Annotated in this window: 22 protein-coding genes, 1 other RNA gene and 1 pseudogene; 8 read left to right on the forward strand and 16 right to left on the reverse strand. The window is 40.3% G+C overall.

The genetic code is table 11. The annotated features are described in order from the left end of the window. Window positions 1-3 precede the first annotated feature (3 nt). The 5 genes from aceA to CXF88_RS04040 all read right to left on the reverse strand — a co-directional run bounded on the left by aceA (window position 4) and on the right by CXF88_RS04040 (window position 7,516). The gene (aceA, locus tag CXF88_RS04020) at window positions 4-1,320 is read right to left on the reverse strand and encodes an isocitrate lyase (RefSeq protein ID WP_101085537.1); all 1,317 of its coding nucleotides are present in this window, start codon (window positions 1,318-1,320) and stop codon (window positions 4-6) included. A gap of 91 nt (window positions 1,321-1,411) precedes the next feature. Beyond that, complete coding sequence (gene aceB, locus CXF88_RS04025) at window positions 1,412-3,064, reverse strand: malate synthase A (RefSeq protein WP_101085539.1); 1,653 nt, start codon at window positions 3,062-3,064, stop codon at window positions 1,412-1,414. Between the two features lie 1,335 nt (window positions 3,065-4,399). Then, entirely contained in the window at window positions 4,400-6,145 is a 1,746-nt protein-coding gene (locus tag CXF88_RS04030) for a GGDEF domain-containing protein (protein ID WP_157822770.1), read from the reverse strand. 7 nt (window positions 6,146-6,152) lie between these two features. Then, on the reverse strand, window positions 6,153-6,365 hold the full coding sequence (locus CXF88_RS04035; protein ID WP_101085543.1) for a hypothetical protein: 213 nt from the start codon (window positions 6,363-6,365) through the stop codon (window positions 6,153-6,155). A 314-nt stretch (window positions 6,366-6,679) separates the two neighbouring features. After that, a complete protein-coding gene (locus CXF88_RS04040; protein WP_101085545.1) occupies window positions 6,680-7,516 on the reverse strand; it encodes an SAM-dependent methyltransferase in 837 nt (278 codons plus the stop codon). 318 nt (window positions 7,517-7,834) lie between these two features. Between CXF88_RS04040 and bamE the strand changes: the two genes are divergently transcribed. Then, window positions 7,835-8,344, forward strand: a complete 510-nt coding sequence (gene bamE / locus CXF88_RS04045) for an outer membrane protein assembly factor BamE (protein ID WP_101085547.1) — start codon at window positions 7,835-7,837, stop codon at window positions 8,342-8,344. Window positions 8,345-8,459: 115 nt separating this feature from the next. Here bamE and CXF88_RS04050 read toward each other — a convergent pair whose 3' ends face one another. Next, window positions 8,460-8,795: an RnfH family protein gene (locus tag CXF88_RS04050; protein ID WP_101085549.1), complete on the reverse strand. Its 336-nt coding sequence runs from the start codon at window positions 8,793-8,795 to the stop codon at window positions 8,460-8,462. Continuing rightward, window positions 8,788-9,222 (reverse strand): SRPBCC family protein, encoded by a 435-nt coding sequence (locus CXF88_RS04055; RefSeq protein ID WP_101085551.1) that lies wholly within the window; start codon window positions 9,220-9,222, stop codon window positions 8,788-8,790. Before CXF88_RS04055 ends, CXF88_RS04050 begins: the two co-directional genes overlap by 8 nt. Window positions 9,223-9,474: 252 nt before the next feature. Here CXF88_RS04055 and smpB point away from each other — a divergent pair, with 252 nt between their 5' ends. Then, window positions 9,475-9,963 carry an SsrA-binding protein SmpB gene (smpB, locus tag CXF88_RS04060; RefSeq protein ID WP_011636568.1) on the forward strand — a complete coding sequence of 163 codons (489 nt, stop codon included), beginning with the start codon at window positions 9,475-9,477 and terminating at the stop codon, window positions 9,961-9,963. Window positions 9,964-10,108: 145 nt separating this feature from the next. After that, window positions 10,109-10,464, forward strand: a transfer-messenger RNA (tmRNA) gene (gene ssrA / locus CXF88_RS04065). Window positions 10,465-11,235: 771 nt separating this feature from the next. On the opposite strand, the gene CXF88_RS04070 is transcribed toward ssrA, so the two are convergent. Continuing rightward, entirely contained in the window at window positions 11,236-11,775 is a 540-nt protein-coding gene (locus CXF88_RS04070) for an NAD(P)H-dependent oxidoreductase (RefSeq protein ID WP_101085553.1), read from the reverse strand. 155 nt (window positions 11,776-11,930) lie between these two features. Next, a complete protein-coding gene (locus tag CXF88_RS04075; RefSeq protein ID WP_101085555.1) occupies window positions 11,931-12,608 on the reverse strand; it encodes a pirin family protein in 678 nt (225 codons plus the stop codon). A gap of 174 nt (window positions 12,609-12,782) precedes the next feature. Here CXF88_RS04075 and CXF88_RS04080 point away from each other — a divergent pair, with 174 nt between their 5' ends. After that, complete coding sequence (locus CXF88_RS04080; protein WP_101085557.1) at window positions 12,783-13,667, forward strand: LysR family transcriptional regulator; 885 nt, start codon at window positions 12,783-12,785, stop codon at window positions 13,665-13,667. Between the two features lie 287 nt (window positions 13,668-13,954). Further along, a pseudogene (locus CXF88_RS04085) lies at window positions 13,955-15,045 on the forward strand (transposase). A 451-nt stretch (window positions 15,046-15,496) separates the two neighbouring features. Here CXF88_RS04085 and prpD read toward each other — a convergent pair. The 5 genes from prpD to CXF88_RS04110 all read right to left on the reverse strand — a co-directional run bounded on the left by prpD (window position 15,497) and on the right by CXF88_RS04110 (window position 21,047). Then, entirely contained in the window at window positions 15,497-16,987 is a 1,491-nt protein-coding gene (gene prpD / locus CXF88_RS04090; protein ID WP_101085559.1) for a 2-methylcitrate dehydratase, read from the reverse strand. A gap of 433 nt (window positions 16,988-17,420) precedes the next feature. Further along, window positions 17,421-17,765, reverse strand: coding sequence for a zinc ribbon domain-containing protein YjdM (locus CXF88_RS04095; RefSeq protein ID WP_011636566.1), 345 nt, complete (start codon window positions 17,763-17,765; stop codon window positions 17,421-17,423). 274 nt (window positions 17,766-18,039) lie between these two features. After that, window positions 18,040-18,231: a CopG family transcriptional regulator gene (locus CXF88_RS04100; protein WP_101085561.1), complete on the reverse strand. Its 192-nt coding sequence runs from the start codon at window positions 18,229-18,231 to the stop codon at window positions 18,040-18,042. A 209-nt stretch (window positions 18,232-18,440) separates the two neighbouring features. Next, window positions 18,441-19,763, reverse strand: coding sequence for a leucine-rich repeat-containing protein kinase family protein (locus CXF88_RS04105; protein ID WP_242445115.1), 1,323 nt, complete (start codon window positions 19,761-19,763; stop codon window positions 18,441-18,443). A 240-nt stretch (window positions 19,764-20,003) separates the two neighbouring features. Further along, window positions 20,004-21,047 (reverse strand): alkene reductase, encoded by a 1,044-nt coding sequence (locus CXF88_RS04110; protein WP_101085566.1) that lies wholly within the window; start codon window positions 21,045-21,047, stop codon window positions 20,004-20,006. Window positions 21,048-21,192: 145 nt separating this feature from the next. On the opposite strand from CXF88_RS04110, the gene CXF88_RS04115 reads away from it, so the two are divergent. After that, on the forward strand, window positions 21,193-21,789 hold the full coding sequence (locus CXF88_RS04115; RefSeq protein ID WP_101085568.1) for a TetR/AcrR family transcriptional regulator: 597 nt from the start codon (window positions 21,193-21,195) through the stop codon (window positions 21,787-21,789). Between the two features lie 99 nt (window positions 21,790-21,888). Here CXF88_RS04115 and CXF88_RS04120 read toward each other — a convergent pair whose 3' ends face one another. Beyond that, window positions 21,889-22,146, reverse strand: coding sequence for a TIGR02922 family protein (locus tag CXF88_RS04120; RefSeq protein ID WP_101085570.1), 258 nt, complete (start codon window positions 22,144-22,146; stop codon window positions 21,889-21,891). A 607-nt stretch (window positions 22,147-22,753) separates the two neighbouring features. Here CXF88_RS04120 and CXF88_RS04125 point away from each other — a divergent pair. Further along, window positions 22,754-23,479 (forward strand): YebC/PmpR family DNA-binding transcriptional regulator, encoded by a 726-nt coding sequence (locus tag CXF88_RS04125; RefSeq protein ID WP_059746407.1) that lies wholly within the window; start codon window positions 22,754-22,756, stop codon window positions 23,477-23,479. Between the two features lie 587 nt (window positions 23,480-24,066). After that, window positions 24,067-25,140 carry a GGDEF domain-containing protein gene (locus tag CXF88_RS04130; protein ID WP_101085573.1) on the forward strand — a complete coding sequence of 358 codons (1,074 nt, stop codon included), beginning with the start codon at window positions 24,067-24,069 and terminating at the stop codon, window positions 25,138-25,140. Between the two features lie 318 nt (window positions 25,141-25,458). Here CXF88_RS04130 and raiA read toward each other — a convergent pair whose 3' ends face one another. Further along, window positions 25,459-25,815, reverse strand: coding sequence for a ribosome-associated translation inhibitor RaiA (gene raiA, locus CXF88_RS04135; RefSeq protein ID WP_011636558.1), 357 nt, complete (start codon window positions 25,813-25,815; stop codon window positions 25,459-25,461). Window positions 25,816-25,947 lie beyond the last annotated feature (132 nt).

A 25,947-nucleotide genomic window follows, 5' to 3' on the forward strand; every position in this document is an offset into this window, starting at 1 on the left:
CGATTAAAACTGTTCTTCTTCAGTAGAGCCCGTTAGCGCTGTTACTGACGATTTACCGCCTTGAATACACGTTGTCACTTGATCAAAGTAACCTGTACCCACTTCTTGCTGGTGCGATACGAAGGTATAACCTTTCTTAGCAGCAGCAAATTCAAGCTCTTGTACTTTTTCAACATAATGCTTCATGCCTTCACCACGTGCATAGTCATAGGCTAAATCGAACATGTTGTACCACATGTTATGAATGCCCGCTAACGTGATGAACTGATACTTATAACCCATGTTAGACAGCTCTTGCTGGAATTTAGCAATCGTTACATCATCTAAATTCTTCTTCCAGTTAAACGAAGGTGAACAGTTATAAGCTAATAGTTGATCTGGGTATTTTGCATGAATGGCATCAGCAAATTTCTTCGCTTCTTCAAGACAAGGTTTAGCCGTTTCACACCAAATCAAGTCTGCATAAGGTGCATAAGCAAGACCACGTGAGATTGCTTGGTCTAAACCAGCTCGAACACGGTAGAAACCTTCGTTAGTACGTTCACCGGTAACAAATTCACGGTCATATTCATCACAATCAGAAGTCATTAAATCAGCAGCATTAGCATCAGTACGTGCAATAACCAAGGTATCAACACCACTAACATCTGCCGCTAAACGTGCAGCAACTAACTTTTGCACCGCTTCTTGGGTTGGCACTAAAACTTTACCGCCCATGTGGCCACACTTTTTAACAGACGCTAATTGGTCTTCAAAGTGAACACCTGCAGCACCAGCATCAATCATTGATTTCATTAGTTCAAATGCATTCAATACACCACCAAAACCGGCTTCTGCATCAGCAACGATAGGTAGGAAATAGTCAGTGTAATTGTCATCACCAGGATTTACTTCTTTGCCCCATTGAATCTGGTCAGCACGGCGAAATGAGTTATTAATACGGCTCACAACAGCAGGTACTGAGTTTGCTGGGTAAAGTGATTGGTCTGGATACATAGTGCCCGCTAAGTTAGCGTCAGCAGCTACCTGCCAGCCTGATAAGTAAATCGCTTCTATTCCCGCTTTTGCTTGTTGTACAGCTTGACCACCAGTAAGTGCGCCCAGTGAGTTTACGTAGCCTTTTTTAGCGCCGCCGTTAACCAGTTCCCACAATTTTGCAGCACCCATTTTAGCAATGGTATTTTCTGGTACAACAGAGCCACGTAAAGCAACAACTTCTTCAGCAGTAAAAGGACGCTTAACCGATTTCCAACGTGGATTTTCAGCCCAATCTTTCTTAATTACATCAACCTGTTGCTGACGAGTAAGTTGTGTAGTCATAGTGTCGCTCCTTACTGTATGAGGGTGGCAAAGTGAATCATTCAACTTTGCCTAATTCAGTAGTGTTGTAATTAATATCGTTATCCGGACATTACGCCGTTAACAGTTCATATCCTGGTAATGTTAAGAAATCGACTAGCTCATCAGAGGTAGTAATTTGTTCAAATAATGCTGCCGCTTTGGCGAACTCACCTGCTTTAAAGCGCTCTGCACCAAGTTCCTCTTTCACGTTGGCCATTTCTTCTTTCAACATGTCTTTAAACAATGCTTTAGTGACCAGTTTGCCGTTGGATAAACTTTTACCATGCTGGATCCATTGCCAAATAGAAGTGCGCGATATTTCAGCCGTGGCAGCATCTTCCATCAAACCGTAAATCGGCACGCAACCATTACCCTGGATCCACGCTTCGATGTACTGCAACGCAATACGAATATTCAAACGCATGCCTGCTTCAGTTCGCTCGCCTTCACAAGGCTCAAGTAACTCGCTGGCTAAAATTGGTGCATCGACATCACGAGTAATGTGTAATTGATTGGTTCTATCGCCACCGATGTAATCATTGAAAATTTTCATTGCGGTGTCGGCTAAACCAGGATGTGCGACCCAAGTACCGTCATGGCCATTGCGAGCCTCTAACTCTTTATCGCCACGCACTTTTTGCAGTACCAGTTCGTTAGTCGCTTCATCTTTAGCAGGAATAAATGCTGCCATACCGCCCATGGCTAATGCGCCACGTTTATGGCAAGTTTTTATCAATAGACGTGAATAAGCACTTAAAAATTTAGTATCCATCGTTACCGCTTGACGGTCGGGTAGTACACGGTCTGGATAGTTCTTTAAGGTTTTGATGTAGCTGAATATATAATCCCAACGACCACAATTCAGCGCGACAATGTTTGAACGAAGTTCATAAAGAATCTCCTCCATTTCAAATACCGCAGGTAATGTTTCAATTAAACAAGTACATTTAATCGTGCCAGGCTGTAAGCAAAAACGCTCTTCTACAAAGGCGAACATTTTTGCCCACCAACGCGCTTCCACATGGCTTTCTAACTTAGGAATATAAAAGTAAGGTCCAGATTTTTTAGCTAACAGCTGACGATAATTATGGTAAAAGTACATAGCAAAATCGACTAACCCACCAGGAATAGGTTTGCCTTTGTATTCAATGTGCTTTTCAATAAGATGCAAACCACGTACACGAGCAATTAACACTGCAGGATCAGGGTTTAACGAATAATGCTTACCGGTTTCAGGAACGGTTAGTTCAATATCGCCACGAACGGCATCACGAAGGTTAATTTGTCCTTCGACAATTTTTTGCCAACTCGGTGCTAATGAATCCTCAAAGTCGGCCATAAACACTTTTACATTCGCGTTTAAAGCATTGATGATCATTTTACGGTCAACGGGGCCAGTAATTTCAACACGTCTATCAGTGAGATCATCAGGCATGCCACGGATAGTCCAATCACCATCACGAATTGCACGAGTTTCAGGTAAAAAATCAGGCAACTCACCATTATCAATACGAGCTTGTTTTTGTTTACGCTTAGCTAATAGCTCAGGTACTTCATCAACAAATTTTGCACATAACGAATCAAGGAAAGCCACAGCGCCAGAGTTAAAAACGTCTTCTTGGCCGTTGACAGTGGGACCAATAAACGTGAGATCGGTTTTAATCGAATCATCAGCATTTGCTGTGGACTTACTGTATTGAGCTACTAATTGTTCTGCCGTCATGATAATGGCTCCCTAAATGCTGTCTGTTTTGATATCGGTTGTCATGCTTCACTGTGTAGTGACGTTATCTACTGTCTACTTATCACGCTTATCTATACCAACTCATCGGCGTATATATTCGCGTTCAAATAAACCATTTCTAATAACATTTAACTGAAGCTGACTGTTTACCAAAAACTTTCAAATGTCTGTTTCGTACTAAAAACTAACCAAAAACGTTTGTAATTGCAACAGTCTTCACTTTACTAAAACGACTTAAAAACCAGTATTACAGATCACATAAAATGGTCTTACCAACCGAGAAATAAACACTTAAACAAATGATATTAAACACAATAAAAAAATAGAGCTTATACTTTAAATTGGCCATCTGAAATTCATCTTACCAATTGACCGGTAAATGATAATGGAAAAATAGCTTGTAATATTATTACTTGATGTAAAATTATATTTACTAAACTTTAGTCTATGCCATTGAATTAAACAATTTTGTAACGTTTCTAGCTTACCTACACGTAACAAGGTTTTAAACTTTAAAAACAGATAGTTAAAACTAGGTAATTAATCACTAAATTTAAACAACTGTTTTAAATTTACGTTTACGTAAACGGAATAAAATAAGCCGCCGCAACGGCTTAAAATGTGAGTTACGTCACCCGATCAACAAGCTCAAGTAGATTGGTTTTTTTTAAATAAAATTCAATTTTTTTAAAAATAATTTAAAAAAACTTCATAAATGGGGCAATAGAGAACCAAAATGGTGCAGCAACAAGTAACAAACGGTGATCTGCGCTGGGCGGAATATGCCAATAATAACCAAGCTTCGCTCACAGTATGTTAATTGTCGTTTATTGATAAATAGTTAATGATTCAGCTCTAGCTCAAATAGAGTGGCCAACAAGGTAACGCAAACGGTGATGAGTGTATGGAGTTAACACATGTTGTAAGTGACAAAATAAGACGGACATAGCGTTAGCATTTGTAGCGGAGGATTTTACCTTGAAGCAATTTGGTGCAGACCATAAATGCATAATATTAACTCAGAATAAAAGATGGGGTTGCGCGATAAAAAGAGATTATTTCAAATCTGCACTATCCAACTTACTCGTTGCTCGACTAACAAGGCGCACTTATAGCGTGTCTGTGATAAATTAATAGCGCAAATTACGCTGATAAAAAAGCTTTGATTAACTTTCCTTATCCAGTGCACTGTAACGTTCACAACTGCCGTAGTGTCAGCGTTTAGCTGCTATCACAAGCTGGTTTAGCATATGTTGATTTACTTTACTCAAGGTAATACACGGGAGGGATATACAGTCAGCTAGAGGGTTATCGTTATTTGATGGCGTCGTTATAACAGATGACGCAATTTCGACCGTTATGTTTAGCCTTATAAAGTGCTAAATCGGCACGGCGAATTAACGGGTCGAGGCTTAGGTCATCCTTATCGACGCTACTCACACCACAACTCACTGTGACAGTAAAATCGTGCCCTGAGAAACGGGTGTTAATATTGGCAACGGCATGGCGAACCTGTTCGGCAAATTCAACCGCGATATCTTCAGTTTGCTTTGGCATAAAAATAGCAAACTCTTCCCCACCCATTCGGGTAAATATATGGGTCGGCTTTAACATTTCACCAATCACATGTGTGACCTTTTTTAATACCCAATCGCCCGTAGCATGACCATATTGATCATTAATATTTTTAAATAAGTCTAAATCCATCAACAGCACAGAAAATGACTCGCCAAGCATTTGAGCTTGAATAAATTCATTTTCTGCCATTTCTTGCCCGGTACGGCGATTAAAGATACCTGTTAATCCATCTCGCTGCGCTTGCTTCATAAATTGATTACGCTGCATCCAAGCAGATATTAATAACAATAATAAACCAACAGAGAGCCCAACTAATAATGTTGAAAACATAATCGATGAACTTTTCTCTTTCATGAATAAATCTTTTTGTTTCATCAAAAGTTCATGGTCTTGGATCAAGCTGGTATTCTCACGATTTTTTTCAACGCTATCAAAGCGGGCCATTTGGTAGGCATTTTCTTTTACTTTCTGTTCATCAAGTAATTGCTGACCAAGTGCAGAAGCAACAACTTGATATTGGTATGCTTTATCGAACTGACCACGTTTGCCCGCAATTAAAGACAGTATTTCGCTAACACGTTTTTTTACCTGCATATTACTGGGCTTATTGGGTAAAGCATTAACTAACTGCGCAAACATATCGGCTTGCTGATAATCACCCAGATGGAAATATATCGAGCTCAAATAAGACTGTATTTCATTAATCTCAATTTGAAATTTAAACTTCTGGTAGCGCTCTAAAGCCACTAGATAAAATGGTTCTGCTTCAGCATATAAGCCCTTATCAAACAAAACATTACCTTGCCCCTTAATTGACATAATCTCAATCAATGGAAAACCATGATTTTTACAATAAAGTTGAGTGTCTTTAAAGAACGTCTCGGCTTGATCAAAGTGGGCTAGCTTTAAATGAGCAACTGAGTGATATAACATCGAAAAACATTCACTTTTTGGGTCTTTACCTTGGTTTAAACTCAGTGCTAATTGCGCGATACGTAGCATTTCCTCATAAGCATTAAGCTGTAAATACACATTCATCAAGCGAATATAGGACATTATTTTGATACTTTGATCTTGATAACTGTCGATACGAGAAAGGTTATCCTCTAAAAGAGCAAAAGCTTTTTGATAATTACTCAAGCCGATATTTGCAGTGATTTTCAATAAATAAATATTGGTGAGTTCTTCACCAAGTGGTCCGTATGTCAGTGCTTCATCGAAAGCTTTATCTGCTTCGACAAAATGACCTAAATAAAGATCTTTTGTACCTAGCAACATATACAGACGGCTATGCTGTGGTGAGGTGAGTAACGATTCAGAGGATAACGCGGTATCAATCTTTTCAATGGCATAACCAATATCAGTCTTCAAAGATTGTTCAATAGTGTCGAGTTCTTTATCATAATCGATGTTGTCAGCTATCGCCGCGCGGCTAAAAAGCAACACGATGATAATAAAAAAACACATCAATATTTGAGGCAAAAAATAATTACTCTGTCGGATTACTTATAATCATATACATGGCCATTTCTTTATCACCAGACAATTGGCTAACACGTGCTTTATCTCCTGACATCACAGCTTCAATCTCTTCTTGTGTTAATCCATTTGATTTCATTACACCACGTGGATCAAGCTTATATGCTTCCAATAAAGCGGCGTCCGTTCCAAGCTTAGTAAAAAATGTATTCATGTTAGACATATCGTAACCTTATATTCTAGATTATATTTGTAATTAGCGACTTAAATTTACATCTATGTGATTATCATTTGTAACAACTTTAACTTTACTGGGTCGTTCCGTCGACAAAAAACGTCGTAACCAATTGTTTTATTGCAAATCTCTACACAAAATTGCCCATTAACATCTTTTTATCAATAAAAACTATATCAATTTCGCTAAGATTGAATCATTTACATCCAATAATCACCATTAATAGCTTGTCGATAAAAAGTACGGCGGTTTAAAGCATACTATTACTTTATTACCTCATTTGTGAACAGCCATAAAAATACTTAGCCAATATCTGCTTCGGCGATACCTAATTTGGCTAACATCTCATGGTTAAGCGTCATTGGACGCGCTGGAGGAATTAACAATGTGCTAATCGTCGTTAGTTTAGCCTCTGGCAATACATATAACGGCATGCGCTCTATAACAGGTGATTGAAATGGCAAATTTGCTGCTTCATATATAATCACTTCATGATCCAGCGGATACCACTGATTTAAGTGTTCAACCAAAATCTGTAATTTATCTTTAGTGCTACTAAATTGAGTTAAGGTATGTTCACCCGCAAGAGCAATCTGCCAAAGTAAAAGATGCGTTGTAGGATCCGGAACATGGTGATAAAGCATGAACTGAGTCGCTTCAAAGCTTTGATGACCACTATTGCCTGGGTCAATGCCTAAATCAGCCCACAAACAAGCTTCAGCTGAAATACCCGGTAACATGCTAGCGTCAAAACCTTCACTGCGGGCCTGTTTAATCGACCAATGCGCTACGCAAGAAAATACCCCAGGATGGCCATATAAGGCACATACAACTAACTTGCCTAAGCGAACTTCGTCTAAGATAGCGTCAACCATTTCGGCATAAGTATCACGACGATTTTTTACCTCATCGGGTTGAGCATAATAAGGTTGAAGCGAGCGAACATCTGAATTAAGCGACATTAACCAACGTTCAGAAAAACCATCGGGCACTAACGAAAAGACCACATCAGCATGCTCTATATAACTTAAACTTAATGCACCTATTTGCCCTGCAAGCTGTAATCCCGTGCCAACACAAACAAGGTTACCTTTCTTTGCACTGGTTAATGTTGCTATCGGTGCTTGTTGTCTCGTCATCGTGGTTTCTTATTTTGAAATAATTACAACGCTAAATAGAAGCATAAAATAAAATTATCAGTAACTTATGCATTAATAGCACTTGACATTATTAAAGGTTAACTAGGGCATCTAAATCATAAATTGAGCAACATCCTACCAACATTTTTTGTACAATGTTAAATAAAAATGAAAATTTACTCCAAATTTATTTATCGAAGAAAATGGAACTTCAACCGCTAAATTGACTCAAAACCACAACATCTTCTAATAGACCCTTGTCAGCATAGGGACTGCTTGGGTATGATGACCGATAGAATTTAGGAAGTAGCGCAGACAATGATAAACAAAAAACAAAGTCTTACCCTTGTAAGCGCAGTAGCGCTTTCATTATCTCTTAGCGGATGCAGTGTGTTTGATTGGTTGATTTACAAGCCAGATGTGCCACAAGGCAACTACATGGAAACACAGCAAGTTGAAAAACTTCGTGTCGACATGACTAAAGAGCAAGCAGAATATATTTTAGGTCGTCCAGTATTGCGCGACAGCTTCTCCGATGACACTTGGTATTATGTGTACCATTTTAAAAGTGGTCGAGATGCTAGCATTACTCATAAAGAGTTGATCATTCACTTTAATGGCGACAAGATTTCAAGTGTTGCTGGTGATTATGACCTAAGTGCAGAATTTAATACTCCACTTGATGAAAGCTCATTGCCGTCAGTTAACGAACAGGATCTTAAGCCTTTATTACCAGAAGTTCGTCCAGATGCGAAACCTTTAGTTGAAGAGCTACGTCCTGCGTTAAAAAACCAGGCCGAAAATGATAATGATAATGCACCAACATAAGCCACACGATAACATGTGATTTATGCCAATAAAAAAGCAGGATCTCTAACGAGAGTCCTGCTTTTTTATTATATAACCACCTAAAAACTTAATCCATCACCTTACTAATGGTAAGTTAATTGACTTTAGCACCGGTGATTTTATTAATACGACCTTCGTCTTTGGCTTTTTCGGCACGCTTGCGACGAACATCTTTAGGATCTGCAATTAACGGGCGATATATTTCAACACGTTGCCCAGGAACGAGTACCTCATCATGTTTGGCCTGGCGACTAAACACCCCAAGCTTAACCTCTTCAAGGTTAATCTCCGGAAAAAATTTAACAATATCACTTTGCTTAACGGCTTCAATGAATGTAGTGCCTGGCGACACCATCACCGAAATAATTTTCTGCTGTTTTGGCAATGCATAAATAACATCTACCGAGAACTTTTCTGTTTCATTAATCACGATAAATCACCTTTGCCCTGTCAGTAAATGCCATTACCATTGACGACATCAAATCTTTAAACACTTTGCCAAACGCCATATCAACCAGCATGTTTGAAAATTCGAAGTCTAAATCAAATTCAACTTTACAGGCATCTTCGGTAAGCTCAGTAAATTTCCACAAGCCATGCATATACTTAAACGGGCCATTTTCCAATTCAAGTGAAATCGATTTAGCTTGGATCACTTGATTGCGGGTGGTAAATGTTTTACTGATCCCCGCCTTACTAACATCAACCGACGCCACCATGGTTTGACCATCAAACTCAAGCACCTTACCACCGACACATCCCGGTAGAAAATCATGATACGATTCAACATCATTGACTAAATCATACATCTGTAAGGCACTAAATCTAACCAGCATACTTTTGGAAATCTTGGGCATCTGACATCACTATCGTTAATACAATAGTGCGATTTTATCACGTTAAATAAAAAAGGCATCTCCGAGAGCGTTAAATCACGTTGGAAATAACACAATCACCAAGAAACTGGGTATAATCGTTGAAATATCAAAAATCTCCCCCATATCTATTAGTTAATAGTATTAGCATAATAGAGTTTATCAAATGGGCTCACTGCGGGTTGTCCAGCACCATCCTTCAGGTCAATAACGGCAATCAGAACGGTAATAATAATGGTAAAAAAGAAATCAGCAAACGCCTCAGCGAGCATCGCACGCAATAAACGCGCGACCTTTGAATACCGCATAGAAGACAAAATCGAAGCGGGATTACAACTTATGGGCTGGGAAGTTAAGTCCATTCGCATGGGTAAAGTAAATTTATCTGATTGTTATGTCTATATTAAAGAGGGTGAAGCCTTTATGCATGGTTGTACTATTCAACCACTTAATACCGCTTCAACCCATGTAATATGCGATCCAATCAGAACCAAAAAACTGCTATTAAAGCGCAGTGAAATTGACAAACTTGCCGGCCTAATTGAGCGTCAAGGCTACACCCTGGTACCATTATCAATGTACTGGCGCAAAGGTGCCTGGGTAAAAGTCGAAATTGGCTTAGGTAAAGGTAAAAAAGATCACGATAAACGTGAAGATACCAAAGAACGTGAGTGGAAAATTGAAAAAGCTCGCGTAATGAAAAAAGACAAAGAAAACGCTTAATCTCGTTAGTAGGCCACTGAAACGATTAAAATTGATAAGTTGTTATTGAACATAGGCCTATAACGAACAGATAGTGAACAAACGATTATATTTTGTTAATGGATACTAGGTATTCATCTAACAAAGCGTTATAGTTAACTCAATTGGGGGCGATTCTGGATTCGACAGGATTCACGAAACCCAAGGAGCATGTCGAGGGGCGGTTGGCCTCGTAAAAAGCCGCACCGTTATAGTTGCAAACGACTCTAACTACTCTCTAGCAGCTTAGGCTAGCTAGCCATCAACCACACGTTTCGCACGTGGACAGTGGATCCTGATGGTCATATTACAGTGTGCTAGCGAGGGAACTCCGTCCGGGGGTGAACCGCGAAACAGTACCGGACTCACCAAGTAGCATCCTGTCTTTCGGAGACTGCTTGGTTAAATAAAAGAGAGACTAAACATGTAGTGCCGAGGATGTAGGCTTTCTGGACGCGGGTTCAAGTCCCGCCGCCTCCACCAATTACCGAAAGGGCTTAGCAGCAATGCTAAGCCCTTTTTCTTTGCCCATTTTTGCATGGCAACTTTATACATTAACTTCATTTTTAAACTAACATCAACGTCGTGGCGCTTTGCCCACACCCGACCAAGAAGGGAAAAACTGCTATTCCCTCTTGGCTCTTTGCTCAAGAATTGGCCATTACAAGCCGTCCCACAACATTTTCCAAATGGATTAAACAACAGCTGCGAAAAGGTCGTCATGGGGATAGATCCAGCTTTTAACTTCGTTTGAATCTTGCTTCGGCCCATCTTGCAGTAAAGAGTGAAAATGCTAACGTTTCCGATAGGCATCTAATAGGTAGGATGCCTTATAGCACATGGTCAATGATGTTCCCGACATCATAATGACATTTCCAATATCCATATAGATCAGATGTGCGAGAAAGGCCTGTCAGACTCACGAATTCTGTTGTAAAGAGTCTTCAACGGCCTCAATTGTTATTAAGCCTGAAACTATGGATCAGCTCACGCATTCTGTTGTAAAGAGTCTTCAACGTCATCAAGTTCAGAGTTGAATCACGCCAATTGCAAGCAAGGTATGCAAATCATTTTTTCCCCATTTCATTTTGCTTAGACTCGCCAATTTCGAGAAGTTGAAGATGGAATGCCCTACTTAACTCTAATCCAAATGTTTCTAGCGTTCCCAGGCCTTACCAGAGCTCCTTATTGTTGACGTTTGGACTACAAAAATGAATTGAGTATCACAAAATAATGCCTAGACCTGAAAGGATATTAAAGTGCGCTGACAAAAGCTGTTACAACGTTTGTAAGTTCCTGATCTTTTCCAGCATTTAATTTACCATCAACAAAGTAATCATAAAAACGACCTAAGCTATACGTACCTTTAATATCGGCTCCCCACCACGGCATTAATTGCGATAATGTTTGAAGGTTAGTAGCACCACCATTAGGGCCTGGAGAAGTGCTAAGTAACAATACTGGTTTCTTCGTTGCAAACATTGGATTTTGTAAATCGCCTAAACGAGAAACCCAGTCGATTAAATTTTTAAATTCTGCAGGTATTCCACCATTGTGCTCTGGAGAAGCAATGATGAAAGCATCATATTCAGCAAATAACGCACGTACTTGTTTAGCCGTTTCAGGATGGCCTTCGCTTTCTTCTCTATCTAAACTAAAGAAAGGCATTGGATAATCTCGAATATCTAGCATGGCAACGTCATGCCCTTCAATTTTGCTCGACGCTAACTCTAATAGCATTCTATTGATAGAGTTTTTACTGTTACTTGCTGATACGGTGAGTATTTTTGTCAAGATTAAATTTCCTATATTATGAAAGATTGATTGTTGAATTAACAATTAATCCTTTTGGTTTTTAAATTAATTTTTTAGTTATAGCTAATTTAGTACTAATAAAGCGTAATCTCCAGCCGTTCTCTCAGCGGTGATAACCTTAAGTAATAACATATTTAATTCACCTTGTTTAAATAAATAAGTGTTAGATGAACTTGTTCGCTGAGCGCAGTAAAATCTAATTTTTCATCACGTACCAAATCACCATCTTTTACTTCAACACCATTAAGAACACCTTCACCACCAGTGACATAAGCAATAAACTCGCCCTCCTGGGTGACATTCTTATTTTTGCTGAGCAAACCAACTTCAATAACAGTTTCGCTATCAAGTGTGACACTTTGTGATTTATTGCCACCATAAACACGTATCATCTGGTCTTTTTTAAGATCATGAAATTTATAACTTGCAGGCTCACCGGCCGCTTCAGGTAAGACCCATAATTGCAGCATTCTGTTTTCTACATTATCAGGGTTAATTTCATTGTGTACAAAACCTTCACCACCAGCACGTTGTGCTTGCACTTGATTGGCTTGCATTGACTTGCCGTTTTCCATAGAGCCTTGGTGCTCTATACTTCCTTCAAGCATAACCGAAATGACATCCAATTCTTTATGTGGGTGCATGCCCGTTTGACCTTTAGGCGTAAAACGCGCATCAGCTAAATATATAAAGTTGCCAAGTCCATTCCATGTATCGTTTTGTCCGCCAATTTTGTTATCAACAACAAGACGGGTTTCTTTTAATCCTGCAAATCCACCTCTGTGTAATGAATCTTTACTTAATAACTGCATTTTAATTTCCTCTTTCATTACTAGCTGATAACAAAAACCAACTTACTGTTTGGTCTTTTCGAACTGTAAAGCTATTATATATATAAAATATTTTATTAAAACAAAGTAATACTGACAAATATGTTCGAATTGACTGAACATTAATATCAGTATCAAAGTATCAATAGGTGGCTAGTGAAATTATCTTTAGAAGCTTGTGAGGTGTTGGATGCGATAGACAGAAAAGGCAGCTTTGCCGCAGCCGCAGCCGCTCTATATCGCGTACCGTCCACAATGACTTATACGGTACAGAAATTAGAAGAAGATTTAGGGATTATGATTTATCGACGAGAAGGTCGAAGATCTATCTTAACGCCTGCGGGTAAAGTGCTACTTGATCAAGGTCGAGAATTACTAAAAGCAGCTCAAAGTATTGTAGAAACAGCAAAACAAGTAGACAGTGGCTGGGAATCTCATATCACTATAGCACTCGATACTATTTATGATATTGAAGAGTTATATAATGTCGTTGAAGAGTTTTATAAACTTCAAACCCGTGTTGAAGTTAATATCACTGAAGAAGTATTAGCAGGGAGTTGGGATGCAATTATTGAAAATAGAGCTGACTTAGTCATCGGTGCACCCCACCCAGAAATAAACACTCAAGGAATTAAGTTTGAAGAAATTAAAGTAGCAGATTGGCAATTTGTGGTAGGGAGAAATCACCCTTTACTCGAATACGATCTCCCTTTATCAGAAGATGATATCAAGCCATTTCATTCAATTATCATTAAAGATTCTTCAAAAAGGTCCCCCGCCATGACTCATAGGATATTTGAGAAGCAAACAGTGTTACGAGTTGCCTCGATGGAGCAAAAGATATCAGCTCAAATTAGAGGGCTAGGAGTTGGTTTTTTACCAACGCATCGTATTACTAATCACCTTGAAACTGGGGAGCTGGTTTCCCTTAAGATCGCTAAAGATGCACCATTAACTCCTCTGTTCATTGGCTGGAGAACAAATAACAAAGGCAGAGCAATAAGATGGTTCATCGATAAATTTCGTGAGTGTAATAAATAACACGCACATATTAAAGAAGTAAATTCATAACTTTTTTAGGCTAAATTAAGTGGTCAGTAGCCTATAAATCATGCATTTCACTAGACTGTTTTTAGTTAAGAATAAGATTCTATTTCATTTAAATTATCTAAAAGGTTAATGGCTGCAATATCGGATTTCCTGCCGTAAACCTTTGAATTATTACGGCGAGATTGAACCTTAATAACAAGGCCACTCCAAATTATTGGCGAATATTTAACCACCACTCTAGTCTTTAGTTATCTATATTTACTTGCAGGTAATGAATGATGGCTAGGCCAAGACAAACCATTGTTAGCCTAGATGACACGCCTACTCCCTGTTTATAGAAAGTTGCCACTGTTGTTCGCGTGTGGTGCGTAAGGCTTTTCTCTGGTATTGATAACTCGACAGGTGAAAACTTTGAGCATCACCGAGAGTGGGTTGATTCACGTATTCTTGAGCTAGCGACCATTTTTGCCATTGATATTTGTGCTTATGCATTCTTGTTAAAAAGCAGGGAGCAATCACTTACATGTCGTTGTTAAAGTCGATGCAGAGAAAGTGAAACATTGGTCAGTTAAAGACGTGTTGGTTCAGTGGCACAAAGGCTTTAAAGGGCCATTACTGACGCAGAAGTTTGTTAAAGGTGAAGACCTAAACGAATTAGAACCTAACACAGTGAATGATTGTATAGCCAAGTACAGACAACGCTTAGTCGATATCAGTTGGTTTATGCGCTCACTCAGTGAGCCGATAGCTAGAATGGCTAACAAAGAAGATAAGTGCACTGGCAGATTTTATTCACCGCCATCCATGCCGCTCACCCTTCGGGCCAGCTAAAGCTGTTCAAATCCATTCCCGATGAATTTGTGGGAAGGAAGATTCAAATCTCAAGCCTTATTAGATGACGCTGCAGTATTAGCTTGTATGGCTTATGTCGACCATTCTTTATTAATAGAAAGGCCTATACGCGCCAAGCTGGCATCTACACCAGAAACCACTGATTACACCAGCATTCAACGCCGAATAAACTCAGCGATAAAAGATGAACAACCAGCAGAATTATTGCCTTTTATAGGTAATGAGCGTGTAAACATGCCTAATGGTTTAATGTTCAGTGTAAAAGACTACATAGTGCTGGTTAAAGATACCGGGCGAATTATTCGTCAAGATAAGCGAGGGCAATGAGTTAAAGTAACCAAGATATTCTCAATAGACTGAATATACCCGCTGAAAACTGGTTAAAAATCACCACAGAGTTTGGTGCCTTATTTAAAGGTGCAGTCGAGGCGTTACCTGCCTTAACAGAAGATTGTGAGCATCTGGAGCGAAAACGATGCAAAGCGCTTTAAACTGCCAGCGCTGGCTGTGCGCTTAAGGCTTAATCTCTAAAACTAAAACTAAAACTAAAACTAAAACAATAACCTGATTTCCAGCTTGATATCAATCAAGCCACTAGTGCTGTGTTGGATCTACCGCATTGCTCACCATTCTCCATCTAGCGCTCAGTTTATTGATAATTCCCATATAATTTATACATTTGAATAGTCCAGAAGGTTATCGCAACTAAAGCTAAAAGCAGTTATGTTAATTATCATAAAATGGGTGGCATGGTTAATTTCGGCTAGATGGCAAGCGGTGGCGGGCGATATCAAGCGATGACAATCTAAGAGCTTAGAACGCTGCGCAGCTAGGACGCTACGCGACTAGATGCTATACAATCAATAGCAACAGCCTAGTCGCGCAGCGATCCTAGCAGGACGAAGTCCGCTCTAGCAGTGACGAAGTCACGCCCTCTGGCGAGCCTGCGAGTTCCTAGAATCTAGCACCTAGAACCCGATAACAAATAAGTCCATAAAGCGGTTTACTGGCGTGGCCTCTAGCGTGGTTTGATCTTTACACACAGTGAAGATCGTTTGGCACTGCTGGTTTGGGAAACGTGATGCTAAGTTCGCTTTGAATTTCAGCTCCAATAGCGGCATTCCTTCCTTACGACGGCGGCGATGACCCACTGGGTATTCTACAACCACTTCTTCTGTACTGCTGCCATCGTTAAAGAAAACCTGAATCGCATTGGCGATAGAGCGTTTATCCGCTTCTAAATACTCTGCCGTAAAGCGCTTATCTTCGACAATCTCCATTTTGTCACGCAGCTCATCGATGATGGGATGTGCGCCGTGAAATTCGTCTTCATAATGGTCGGCGGTCAAACTGCCGAACACCAACGGAACCGCAATCATGTATTGCAAGCAATGGTCGCGGTCCGCAGCGTTGGCAAGCGAACCCGTTTTTGAAATAATGCGAATGGCTGACTCGTGGGTGCGGATCACAATCTTGTTAATTTCCGCCAAACGAGATTTTACCTGAGGATGTAGTATAACCGACGCTTCTGCGGCGGTTTGCGCGTGAAACTCGGCAGGAAAGGAAATCTTAAACAAGATGTTTTCCATCACATAAGAGCCATAGTCTTGGGAAAATGAAAACTGACGTTCAGCCTGGGGTTTGAGCGCTTGGTCTTTATTGGTTTTCGAGAAGGAGACATCGTAAAAACCCCATTGTGGCGCGGTTAACACGCTTGGTATGCCCATTTCACCGCGCATTGACATGTTGGCCAAACAAACAGCTCGTGAGGTGGCATCGCCCGCAGCCCAAGATTTACGAGAGCCCGCATTTGGTGCGTGACGATAGGTGCGCAGTGCACCACCGTCGGCCCAAGCTTGAGATATTGCCGCCATGATTTGCTCTCTGTTGCCGCCCATCATTTTAGTAACAACCGCAGTGGAGGCCACTCGTACTAATAATACGTGGCATAAACCAACCCGATTAAACGAGTTTTCTAGCGCAATCACGCCTTGAATTTCATGTGCCATGACCATCGCTTCAAGTACTTCTCGCATCATGAGAGGCGGCTCGCCATTTGACAGTCTAACTTGAGATAAATGATCCGCCACGGCCAGAATGGCGCCTAAATTATCCGATGGATGCCCCCATTCAGCTGCTAACCAAGTGTCGTTGTAATCGAGCCAGCGAATGATACAACCAATGTCCCACGCGGCTTTTACCGGATCGAGAGTCAGCGATGTTCCTGGCACTCGGGCGCCATTTGGCACCAATGTGCCTTGTACGATAGGTCCGAGGTGTTTGGTGCACTCAGGAAAGCGCAGCGCGAGCAGCCCACAACCTATTGTGTCCATTAAACAGTTACGAGCGGTGTCGAGAGCTTCTTCGCTGCAGACTTCAAACGTTAATACATAATCAGCAATATCTTGGATGACATGGTCGTAATCGGGACGATTGTTAATATCTACATTACTACTCATTTTGAATCCTTATTCGTTTGATTTGTTATTTGCTGCTAGGAGACTATAAAATCAATAGCTTAGGACGCTTCGCAGCTAGAGGCTATAAAATCTTAGCAGCGAAGCTGCCCCTATACCAGCGATGACAAACTAAGAGCCTAGAGCGCTGCGTTGCTAAGACGCTCTGAGGCTGGAGGCTATAAAATCAATAGCATGGATGGGTTTATAGCGTGTCACGGAAGTGATTGCACTTGGGGAGGACAACTGGGTAAGCATGCGATCGGGCATTGCTAAACAATATACTTTTGGAACAACAATAACCGGTCAGATGTGGCGGCGGGACTTGAACCAGTGTCCATAAAAAATCCCTGCTGGCATTGCTGCCTGCGGGGATTTTTTGTTAATCAGCCACAAGCTGATTAATGGTCACTTATAACAATTAGATTAATCGTTATTAGCTTTGTTTTTTCACAAACTTCGATTTCAGCATCATTTGGCCATTGCCATCGACTTTACAATCGATATCGTGGTCGCCGTCGACAAAGTGGTTGATCACTGCTTTAGTGCCGACTTTAAGCACGAGTGATGAACCTTTTACTTTAAGATCTTTGATTAAGGTGACTTTGTCGCCTTCTGCTAATAAGTTGCCGTTGGCATCTTTTAAAATGATGGCGTCTGGATCAACCACTTCTTCATTTGGGTTCCATTCATTGGCGCATTCTGGGCAAATTAACAATGTGCCGTCTGAATAAGCGTACGGAGACTCACATTTTGGGCATGGCGGGATTACATCACTCATATCTTTACTCTCTGTGTTCTTGGCAGTTGTCGAATAAGTTAATAGCGCTAATACGCAGTTCGACAGGCTTTATCGATTGGCGTGAGATAGAAAAGTATCTATCCTGCCGAATATTGTAATGACATTATAATGCCATTATCACAAATTGACTACCCTAGGGTGATAAACCAGCTGATCCACTTGCCCGCTAATGTAACGGCTAGCGTAACGACTAGCATAGCAATTTGCATAACCACTCGCGTCACCAATAGCCTAACAATAGGTGAATTGAAGTTTAGCTTTTTACCTGTGGATTAGGGCGACTTTGATTGTCAGCAAAACTCACATCATGCTTTTCGAGGTATTCGCGAATAAGCTGACGGGTGACTTGTGATGGGGTGAGATCTTGCGCAGCACACAGTTGTTCAAATGCCTGCTTTTTTAGCGGGTCCATTAATACAGTAAAACGTGCAGTTTTATTTTCCACAGTGGCTAGCCTTTCATTACGACATGATAATTTGATTATAATCCAGTGTGTGGCTAAAGACCATATTCTGGATTTTTTATTCGCCGTACGATTATTGCTAGCCTTTCACTCGAACTATTCACTCAGGTCATTAAATAGAGCTATTCACTCGAGCTAAACAACTAGGCTGGTTAAACCTAATGATGCCTTAGCCCGAGTGTGTTTATCTGTTAAGCAATGCTCGCTAAACGTGGTAACAGCGCTTTAAAGCTCGGTCTTGTTGATGAACTATGCTGCAAGCAATCTTGCACTAACTGGCGCAACATTATCGCTTGTGGTGTGTTTGGGTTATCGATGAGGTTTAGCATGTCATCGACCAAATAACCAAATGCCCTAACCTCAATCGCTTGCATTAATTGCAAATGCTGTGGGGTAAACTGCTTTAAATTTGAGGCGGCACCAAAGTCACCAAACAACACGTTATCGTGGGTATTTATCATGATGTTGTGGGCATAAATATCACCATGGCTTATACCATTTTGGTGTAAATGAGCCAAAATATCAGCCATTTGGCTGGCAATATGAGTAATGCGCGCCCAGGTAAATACCGTTTGCGCTTCAAAAGTGTCACGGCTACAGGTTTGCAACGACGGCGGTAAACCTAAATTACCGTAGCTTGGTGGAATAAGTTGCATCACTAAACCCAGTTGTTCTGGTTGATTAATTTGTGCCACCACATTAATCAGATTAGGGTGCTCGCCAGCGGTTAAGCAACAATCAAGCTCATCTGCTGGATAACCATCACTGGTCACCATGCCCTTAAACAACTTAATTGCGACATCAGCGTCGCTGCTAAAGTTTGCCTCAACTGAGTTTTCTGTATGGTGAGTCGCTTGATAAATTAATCCAGATGCACCCTGCCCGAGTAACTGACCTAAGGTAAACTGGGTTAATGTCACGATAGGTACGCGAGTATTATCGCAATGTTCAACATGACTAAACGCGTTACCTGCAAAAGCCAACCAGGCTAAGTTAGGTAGCTCAAATAACCAATGTGGTAAGGCGGTAAGCTGGTTAGCCGATAAACGGATAAGAGCCAATTGATGACAATTAGCCATGCTATTAGGCAGTGCGGTTAATCGGTTACCCGCTAACGCGAGTTTTTCCAGACGATGACATTGGCCTAAACTGTCTGGCAACTGCTCAATGTGGTTATCGGTTAATATTAACCAACGGGTTTGCTTTGGAATGGATGCTTCGGGTACGGTGCGAATTTGATTAGCTTTAAAACCTATCATTTCGAGCTTTGGACACTGGCCTAATACGGCTGGCAGATGATCAAATAGGTTATTCGACACAAACAAGATTTTAAGTTGATGCAAGTCAGCAAAGTTATCGGGCAATGACGATAATTGGTTATTGCCAAGATCGAGCACTTCTAGGGTATCGGCTAACTCAAACAGTTTTACAGGAAATTCCGTGAGTTGTTCTGCGATACTGACCCGTTGATAACCCAGTAACAAACCATCATTTAATTGTTGCAGTGTTTGCATCATGTTTCTCTTTGCCGAAAATTGTCGACATAGTAATAGAGTGCACTCACTGAGACAAATTTCTGCCAAAAAAAAGACCACAGCAAAAGCTGTGGCCAAGACGGATGCTAAAAAATACAAATTGGGGTTGATAGTTTTAGCGCCATTTCTAGCATAGAAAATACTGCTTAGAAATGGATTCCTACAAACTACGTTTGACTAACCTCTGCTGAAATCAGTAACGTAAAACAACAAACTAGGTTAAATCAATTCCGTTAACATGGTGTCGGCGTATGCCACTAATTCGCCGCCATCACGCACTTTTGCCACATAATCTGGATTAGCAATAAATGGACGGCCAATCGCCAACAAATCAAACTTATTGTCGCTAATGGCTGCACTGCCCGTTTCGGCGGTATAGCTACCTACACCCACTAACGTGCCAGTGTAAACACTGCGTAGGTAGGTCGATATGCTGCCACCTAAGTAATCAAACTGCATTGAGTCGTCAAAAATACCGCCATGTAAAAATGCTAAATTGCGTTTAGCCAACTCAGGTAATAAATAGTCAAACACGCCACGGTCGCGAGGATCGGCTGCCATATTAAAATAGGCACCAGGAGATACTCGAATAGCGGTGCGATCTGCGCCAATTCTAGCCACAATAGCGTCAACCACTTCTAAGGCAAAGCGTGACATATTTTCAGGAGTTTGGCCGTATTCGTCTTCACGACGGTTACTGTCATGATGTAAGAATTGGTCAATCAAATAACCATTTGCAGCATGAATTTCGACGCCATCAAAACCAGCATCAATCGCATTTGCAGCGGCTTGAGCATAGTCAATCACTAACTGCTTGATATCATCTAACGTGGCAGCCTTTGGCGTTTGGTAAACTAATTCGCGCATTCTAGGCACAGTACCTTCTACAGCCTGAGCAGAAGCAGATAACACGTCGCCACCATCAAAAAAGTGTGAGTGTGCTACACGGCCAGTGTGCCAAAGCTGAGAAAAAATTTTGCCATCATTTTTGTGCACCGCATCGGTCACTACGCGCCAGCCGTCGATTTGAGCTGGAGTAAATAAACCAGGGGTATTTGGGTAGCCTTGCGCATCTGGACGGATAATTGTCGCTTCACTGATTATTAAGCCTGCTTCAGCACGGCGAGCATAATAGTCTGCAATAGCTTGAGTAGGAACAAGATCATCATCCGCCATACAACGCGTTAATGGTGCCATTAAAATCTTGTTTGATAATGTTAGGGTGTCATTGAGTTTGTATGGTGTAAATAAACTTACCGTCATGTGACGATCTCCTTTCTTGAATATACATTCAAGATTAATCTTAATTGAATACACATTCAAGTATTTTTTGAATAATCGATCAAATTTAGTTAGACTCGAGCGTTATGAGTTATCACGCTTTGATGTTGACCAGAAGTGACCAGATATGAGACACGCTGAATTTAATAGAGAAACGGTTTTACGTGCTGCCATGAGCACCTTTTTAGTGAATGGATACGCTAAAACCAGCATGCAAGATCTCACTAAAGCAACGGGGCTACATCCGGGGTCAATTTATTGCGCTTTTGACAATAAAAAAGGCTTGTATATTGCGGCTATTGAGCAGTACCAACAAGATCGCAATGAACAGTTTCAGCAATTGTTTGCTAATGACCGTTCAGCAGTAGACAACTTAGGGGCTTATTTAGCCTTAATTGTACAAGAATGCTTAAGTTGTGATGCTACTCAGGCGTGTTTACTGACCAAGTCACTCAGTGAGATGGGCGAGCAAGATGAGCAAATTAAACAAATGACTTGTCAGTTTTTGCAGCTATGGCAGCAGTCATTAGTAATGGTGTTCGATACAGCAAAAGCGCAGAAGCTAATAGCTCAAGACTGTGACAGCCAATTTTTAGCACAGTATTTAGTGATGGGAATTTACGGTTTACGAACGGTAGCTCACACCCAGCCTCATGAGCAAGTATTACAGCCTTTAGCAGATAAACTGTTAGCCGACTTATTACGCTGCGAGTCGCTAAACTAGCATGCCTAACTCTTGCCGTTAGCTCATGCGTGAAAGGCAACACATACAAAAATTACAAAAAAAAGACACTTTACGTGTCTTTTTTTACTTAAGGTTCATTTAATTGTCTATTTTGCTCATAACTCGTTGCGAATACACTCGCTCACCCAGTGAGTTAAGTATTTTGCACTCGCCTTCTAATACCGCAATAATAGATTTACCTCGACGAAATGATTCAGGGATCATTACACGCCCAGTTTGGCTGATTTGCAGATCGGTCATCACAGCATTATGCATTTCTAAACCGACTGGGGCTTCGTAATACAAAATAGTCACTGTCGCATTTGACGTTTGACCTTCAGCAGATTCAGATTTCATATTTGGACTCTCATTTCTAGCATACTAATTAAGTGTAGAAATGATATTGATCATCTAACTCATCAATTCATCTCAGGATAAAATGGATCAAACTATGGACTTTCAATATTGAGTTAACCCAATAGAGAAATCCTTTTTCTTATTTTTATATTTAGGCTTTATACGCTAATACTCTACTAAATTGTATTATCGATTGAAGCTTCATGATACATAAACTTAACACATCTGATGTGTAAATATGAATACTTATGTCCTGTAAGTGCGAAGCACTAGCGCTTTATTTTACCGTATTTACAATGTAAACAAACCGACTAAACCTCATCTCGGGATGATAAATAGGCCCGTTCAAAAAGTCAGATGATTTCAAGTAGATCATCGACATCGTTTTTGTTGTCTTACAAACAGTGCAAATTTACTTGGCAAAGGCAGGTCTATGGTAAGTGAATCCAACTAGTGACTAGGGCAAAGGACTGTTTGATAACCTTTTATTATTTTGCTAAAAGATTATTTATGCAAAATTTAGAACCAGCACCTAAACAGCACAACTTATTCCTGCTAGAATCGATGACAATTTTTAGCCTTAAACATTTAATAAAACGAGATTAAGATGGGCAGAGCATATCAAAATAAAAAAGAGTCCATGGCGAAAACCGCTGGCCAAAAGACACGAATTTACTCACGTTACGGTAAAGAGATTTATATTTGCGCTAAAGGTGGCGTCGACCCAGACGGCAACCTAGCACTACGTAGCTTGATTGCCCGCGCGAAGAAAGATCAAGTTCCGGCACACGTTATTGAACGTGCCATTGAAAAAGCTCGTGGTGGTGGTGGTGAAGATTATGATACCGCCCGCTATGAAGGTTTTGGTCCTGGCGGCTGCATGGTGATTGTTGACTGCTTAACAGACAACGGTAACCGTACCTTTACTCAGGTTCGCCAAGCATTTGTTAAAAATGATGCCAAGTTAGGTAGCCCTGGTACTGTTGGCCATATGTTCGAACATCAAGCCGTTTTTGTGTTTGAAGGCGAAGACGATGAAGCTATTCTTGAATTGCTTATGATGGCTGATGTCGACGTTGCCGATGTAGAGCTAGAAGATGGCATCATCAGTGTATTTGCACCCGTATCAGAGTTTAACAATGCGCGCACGGTGTTAACTGAAGCCTTTCCAGAGATTGATTTTAAGGTAGAGAATTTAGCATTTGTGCCACAAACCATGACTGAACTTACTGGTGAAGATATTGAAAGTTTTGAAAAGTTCTTAGCCGCTCTTGATGATTGTGATGACGTTCAGAACGTTTACCACAACGCAGATATTAACGACGACGAATAACTCAAACTTAGGCTGTTAAAGTGTTCTAAGCCTACGTACTAGAACACTTTTCAGCTTGTTTCTATTAAAGCCGTCACGTCTTTTTTTCACTCTCAAGATCCACAACCTAAACGCCTCAATGTTAAAATGCCAAGACGCTTCGCTGATAAATTCTATAAAAACGATAATGCTGAAACGCTAAAAGTTCAACAGTCTAACCGAATCCCCCTTCCTGCTTTATTTTGCTATAGCTTTATGTTGCTATAGCTTTATGTTGCTATAGCTTTATGTTGCTATAGCTTTATGTTGCTATAACTTTATGTTGCTATAACTTTTTAGTGATCGACGTAAGTGAAGCATGCGCTTTTCATCGTTGTTATCTGCCTAATAATCCACCGAACACTTTATTAGCAATGCATTAGGGGTTATCACCCTTACCGATGTTACCGCTTTGATTACTTTAAGCATGATCAAAAAAGATCATTGGATAATAGCTCATTTCATGTCACTCTAAATAATACTCTTTATACATGTTATTTTTGAATAGCTAACATCGCTAAAATCAATTCAAATGTCATATCGGCACCAAACATTTAAAGGATGACCCATTGCTAACATTCATTAAAAATGAAAGTAAAAGTAACGGAGAACTTCAGCAAACTCACGTTATATCCCTGTTTTCATTGGTCGGAATGTCGATGACTTTTGTGATGGGAGTAATAAGCTTATTTAACAGTAATTATGTGTTAACCATCACTCTATTTGTCTCCAGCATTATTTATTGTTTGGCTTACGTGGCGCTAAAAAAATACAACAAGCTTAACCTTAGCTCTTTTATTATCATTTACTCGTTATATATACTGATGTTCTACTTAGTCTTTACTGGCGGGGTGGAACAAACAGGTCCATTGTGGATATTTATTGTGGCGCCAGTTTCCGTTTATGTACTGGGATTAAGTTATGGTCTGGTTAACCTGCTATTTTTCATAAGTGTTGTCGCTATTATTATGTTTTCACCGATAGAGATGCCTCAATATGCAACTTACTCAACTGAGTTTAAAGTCCGGTTAATATTGTCATTTTTAACCACTACCTTCCTCTCCGCGTTATATGAATATTCAAGAATGTTATCCTACAATAGTGCGCTGAAGCTCGGTAAAAAATATCAACAACTCGCGTTATCAGATCCATTAACGACACTGGCTAACCGACGTAATGCATTAACTATTTTACAGCAGGAAAAATCAAGAGTATCAAGAAACAACGAATCATTATCCGTTTTGCTGTGCGATCTTGATCATTTTAAAATGGTCAATGACAAATACGGTCATAATTGCGGAGATATCGTGCTTACCGAGCTAGCGCAAGTGTTTAAACAAAGTGTGAGGCAACAAGATTGCGTTGCACGCTGGGGTGGCGAAGAGTTTCTGTTTATTCTGCCGCAAACCTCGGCGGAACAAGCTTTTATCATTGCTGAAAAAATTCGTACTAATGTACAACATCATAAGGTGCTTTTTCATAAGCAAGAGATTAGCCTAACCATCAGTATGGGTATTTCACAGTTAACCGATAACCAAACTATTGATGAGCTTATCAACAATGCCGACAGATATTTGTATCAAGCGAAAAAGAATGGCAGAAACCAAGTATATCCACAGCAAACAACATCTATCGACCTATGAGCCGATTGGAGTGTTTTCCATCCCATAAATGTTGTACTGTTTTATATCCAACAATAAATGCTAAATGCTAGAACGCTTCGCGGCTAGATTCTATAAAAGCGATAGCGCAGATGCTTTACAAACTTAACAAGCTGCAACGAATGTATTGATGCTTTACTGCGCTTAGCTTTTTAACAATGCAGCGTTCTAGCAAGTTGAAGTTAGCTTGAGTTGCTAGGTTGTTATGACTGCACAAGGTTAGTTTTTATGATGCTTTAACAAAAAACGCAGCCTAGGCTGCGTTTTGGATATCGTTGAATAAACGACTAGGGTTAACGGTTAACGTAAGTCCATTTCTTGAACTTTTTCGTAAGCGATTTCAGGTGCAGTTACATCTGGTTTTTCATGTAAATCTGCTTTTAATTGGCCTTTACGATGCTTTAGTGCCGCATCTAATTTTTTAGCGGCGCTCGTGATAGCGGGATACATGACTAAGTCAGTACCTTTGGCAGCAATGCGAGTTCCTTCATAGTTAGTTCTAATTTCAACATCATATTCACCATGCTCTTTAGCTATGATGATATCTAGCGAGATAAGCGTCGGGAAATGGCTAGCTATTTTAGCGAATTTTTCATCTACGTGTTGTTTGACAGTATCAGTAACATCAACATGGTGACCAGAAAGATTTATTTTCATAGATTATCCTTAAAAGAATTTACTTGCCAAATGTATTGCGTATTACAATTGCATGCTGACATAAATAGTGTTGTTGTACAAATGCAGGCTGACATATTTAGACATGGAACGTGTGCTTTGTATCACAAGTGC

Source organism: Shewanella sp. ALD9, assembly GCF_002836315.1.
GTDB lineage: Bacteria > Pseudomonadota > Gammaproteobacteria > Enterobacterales > Shewanellaceae > Shewanella.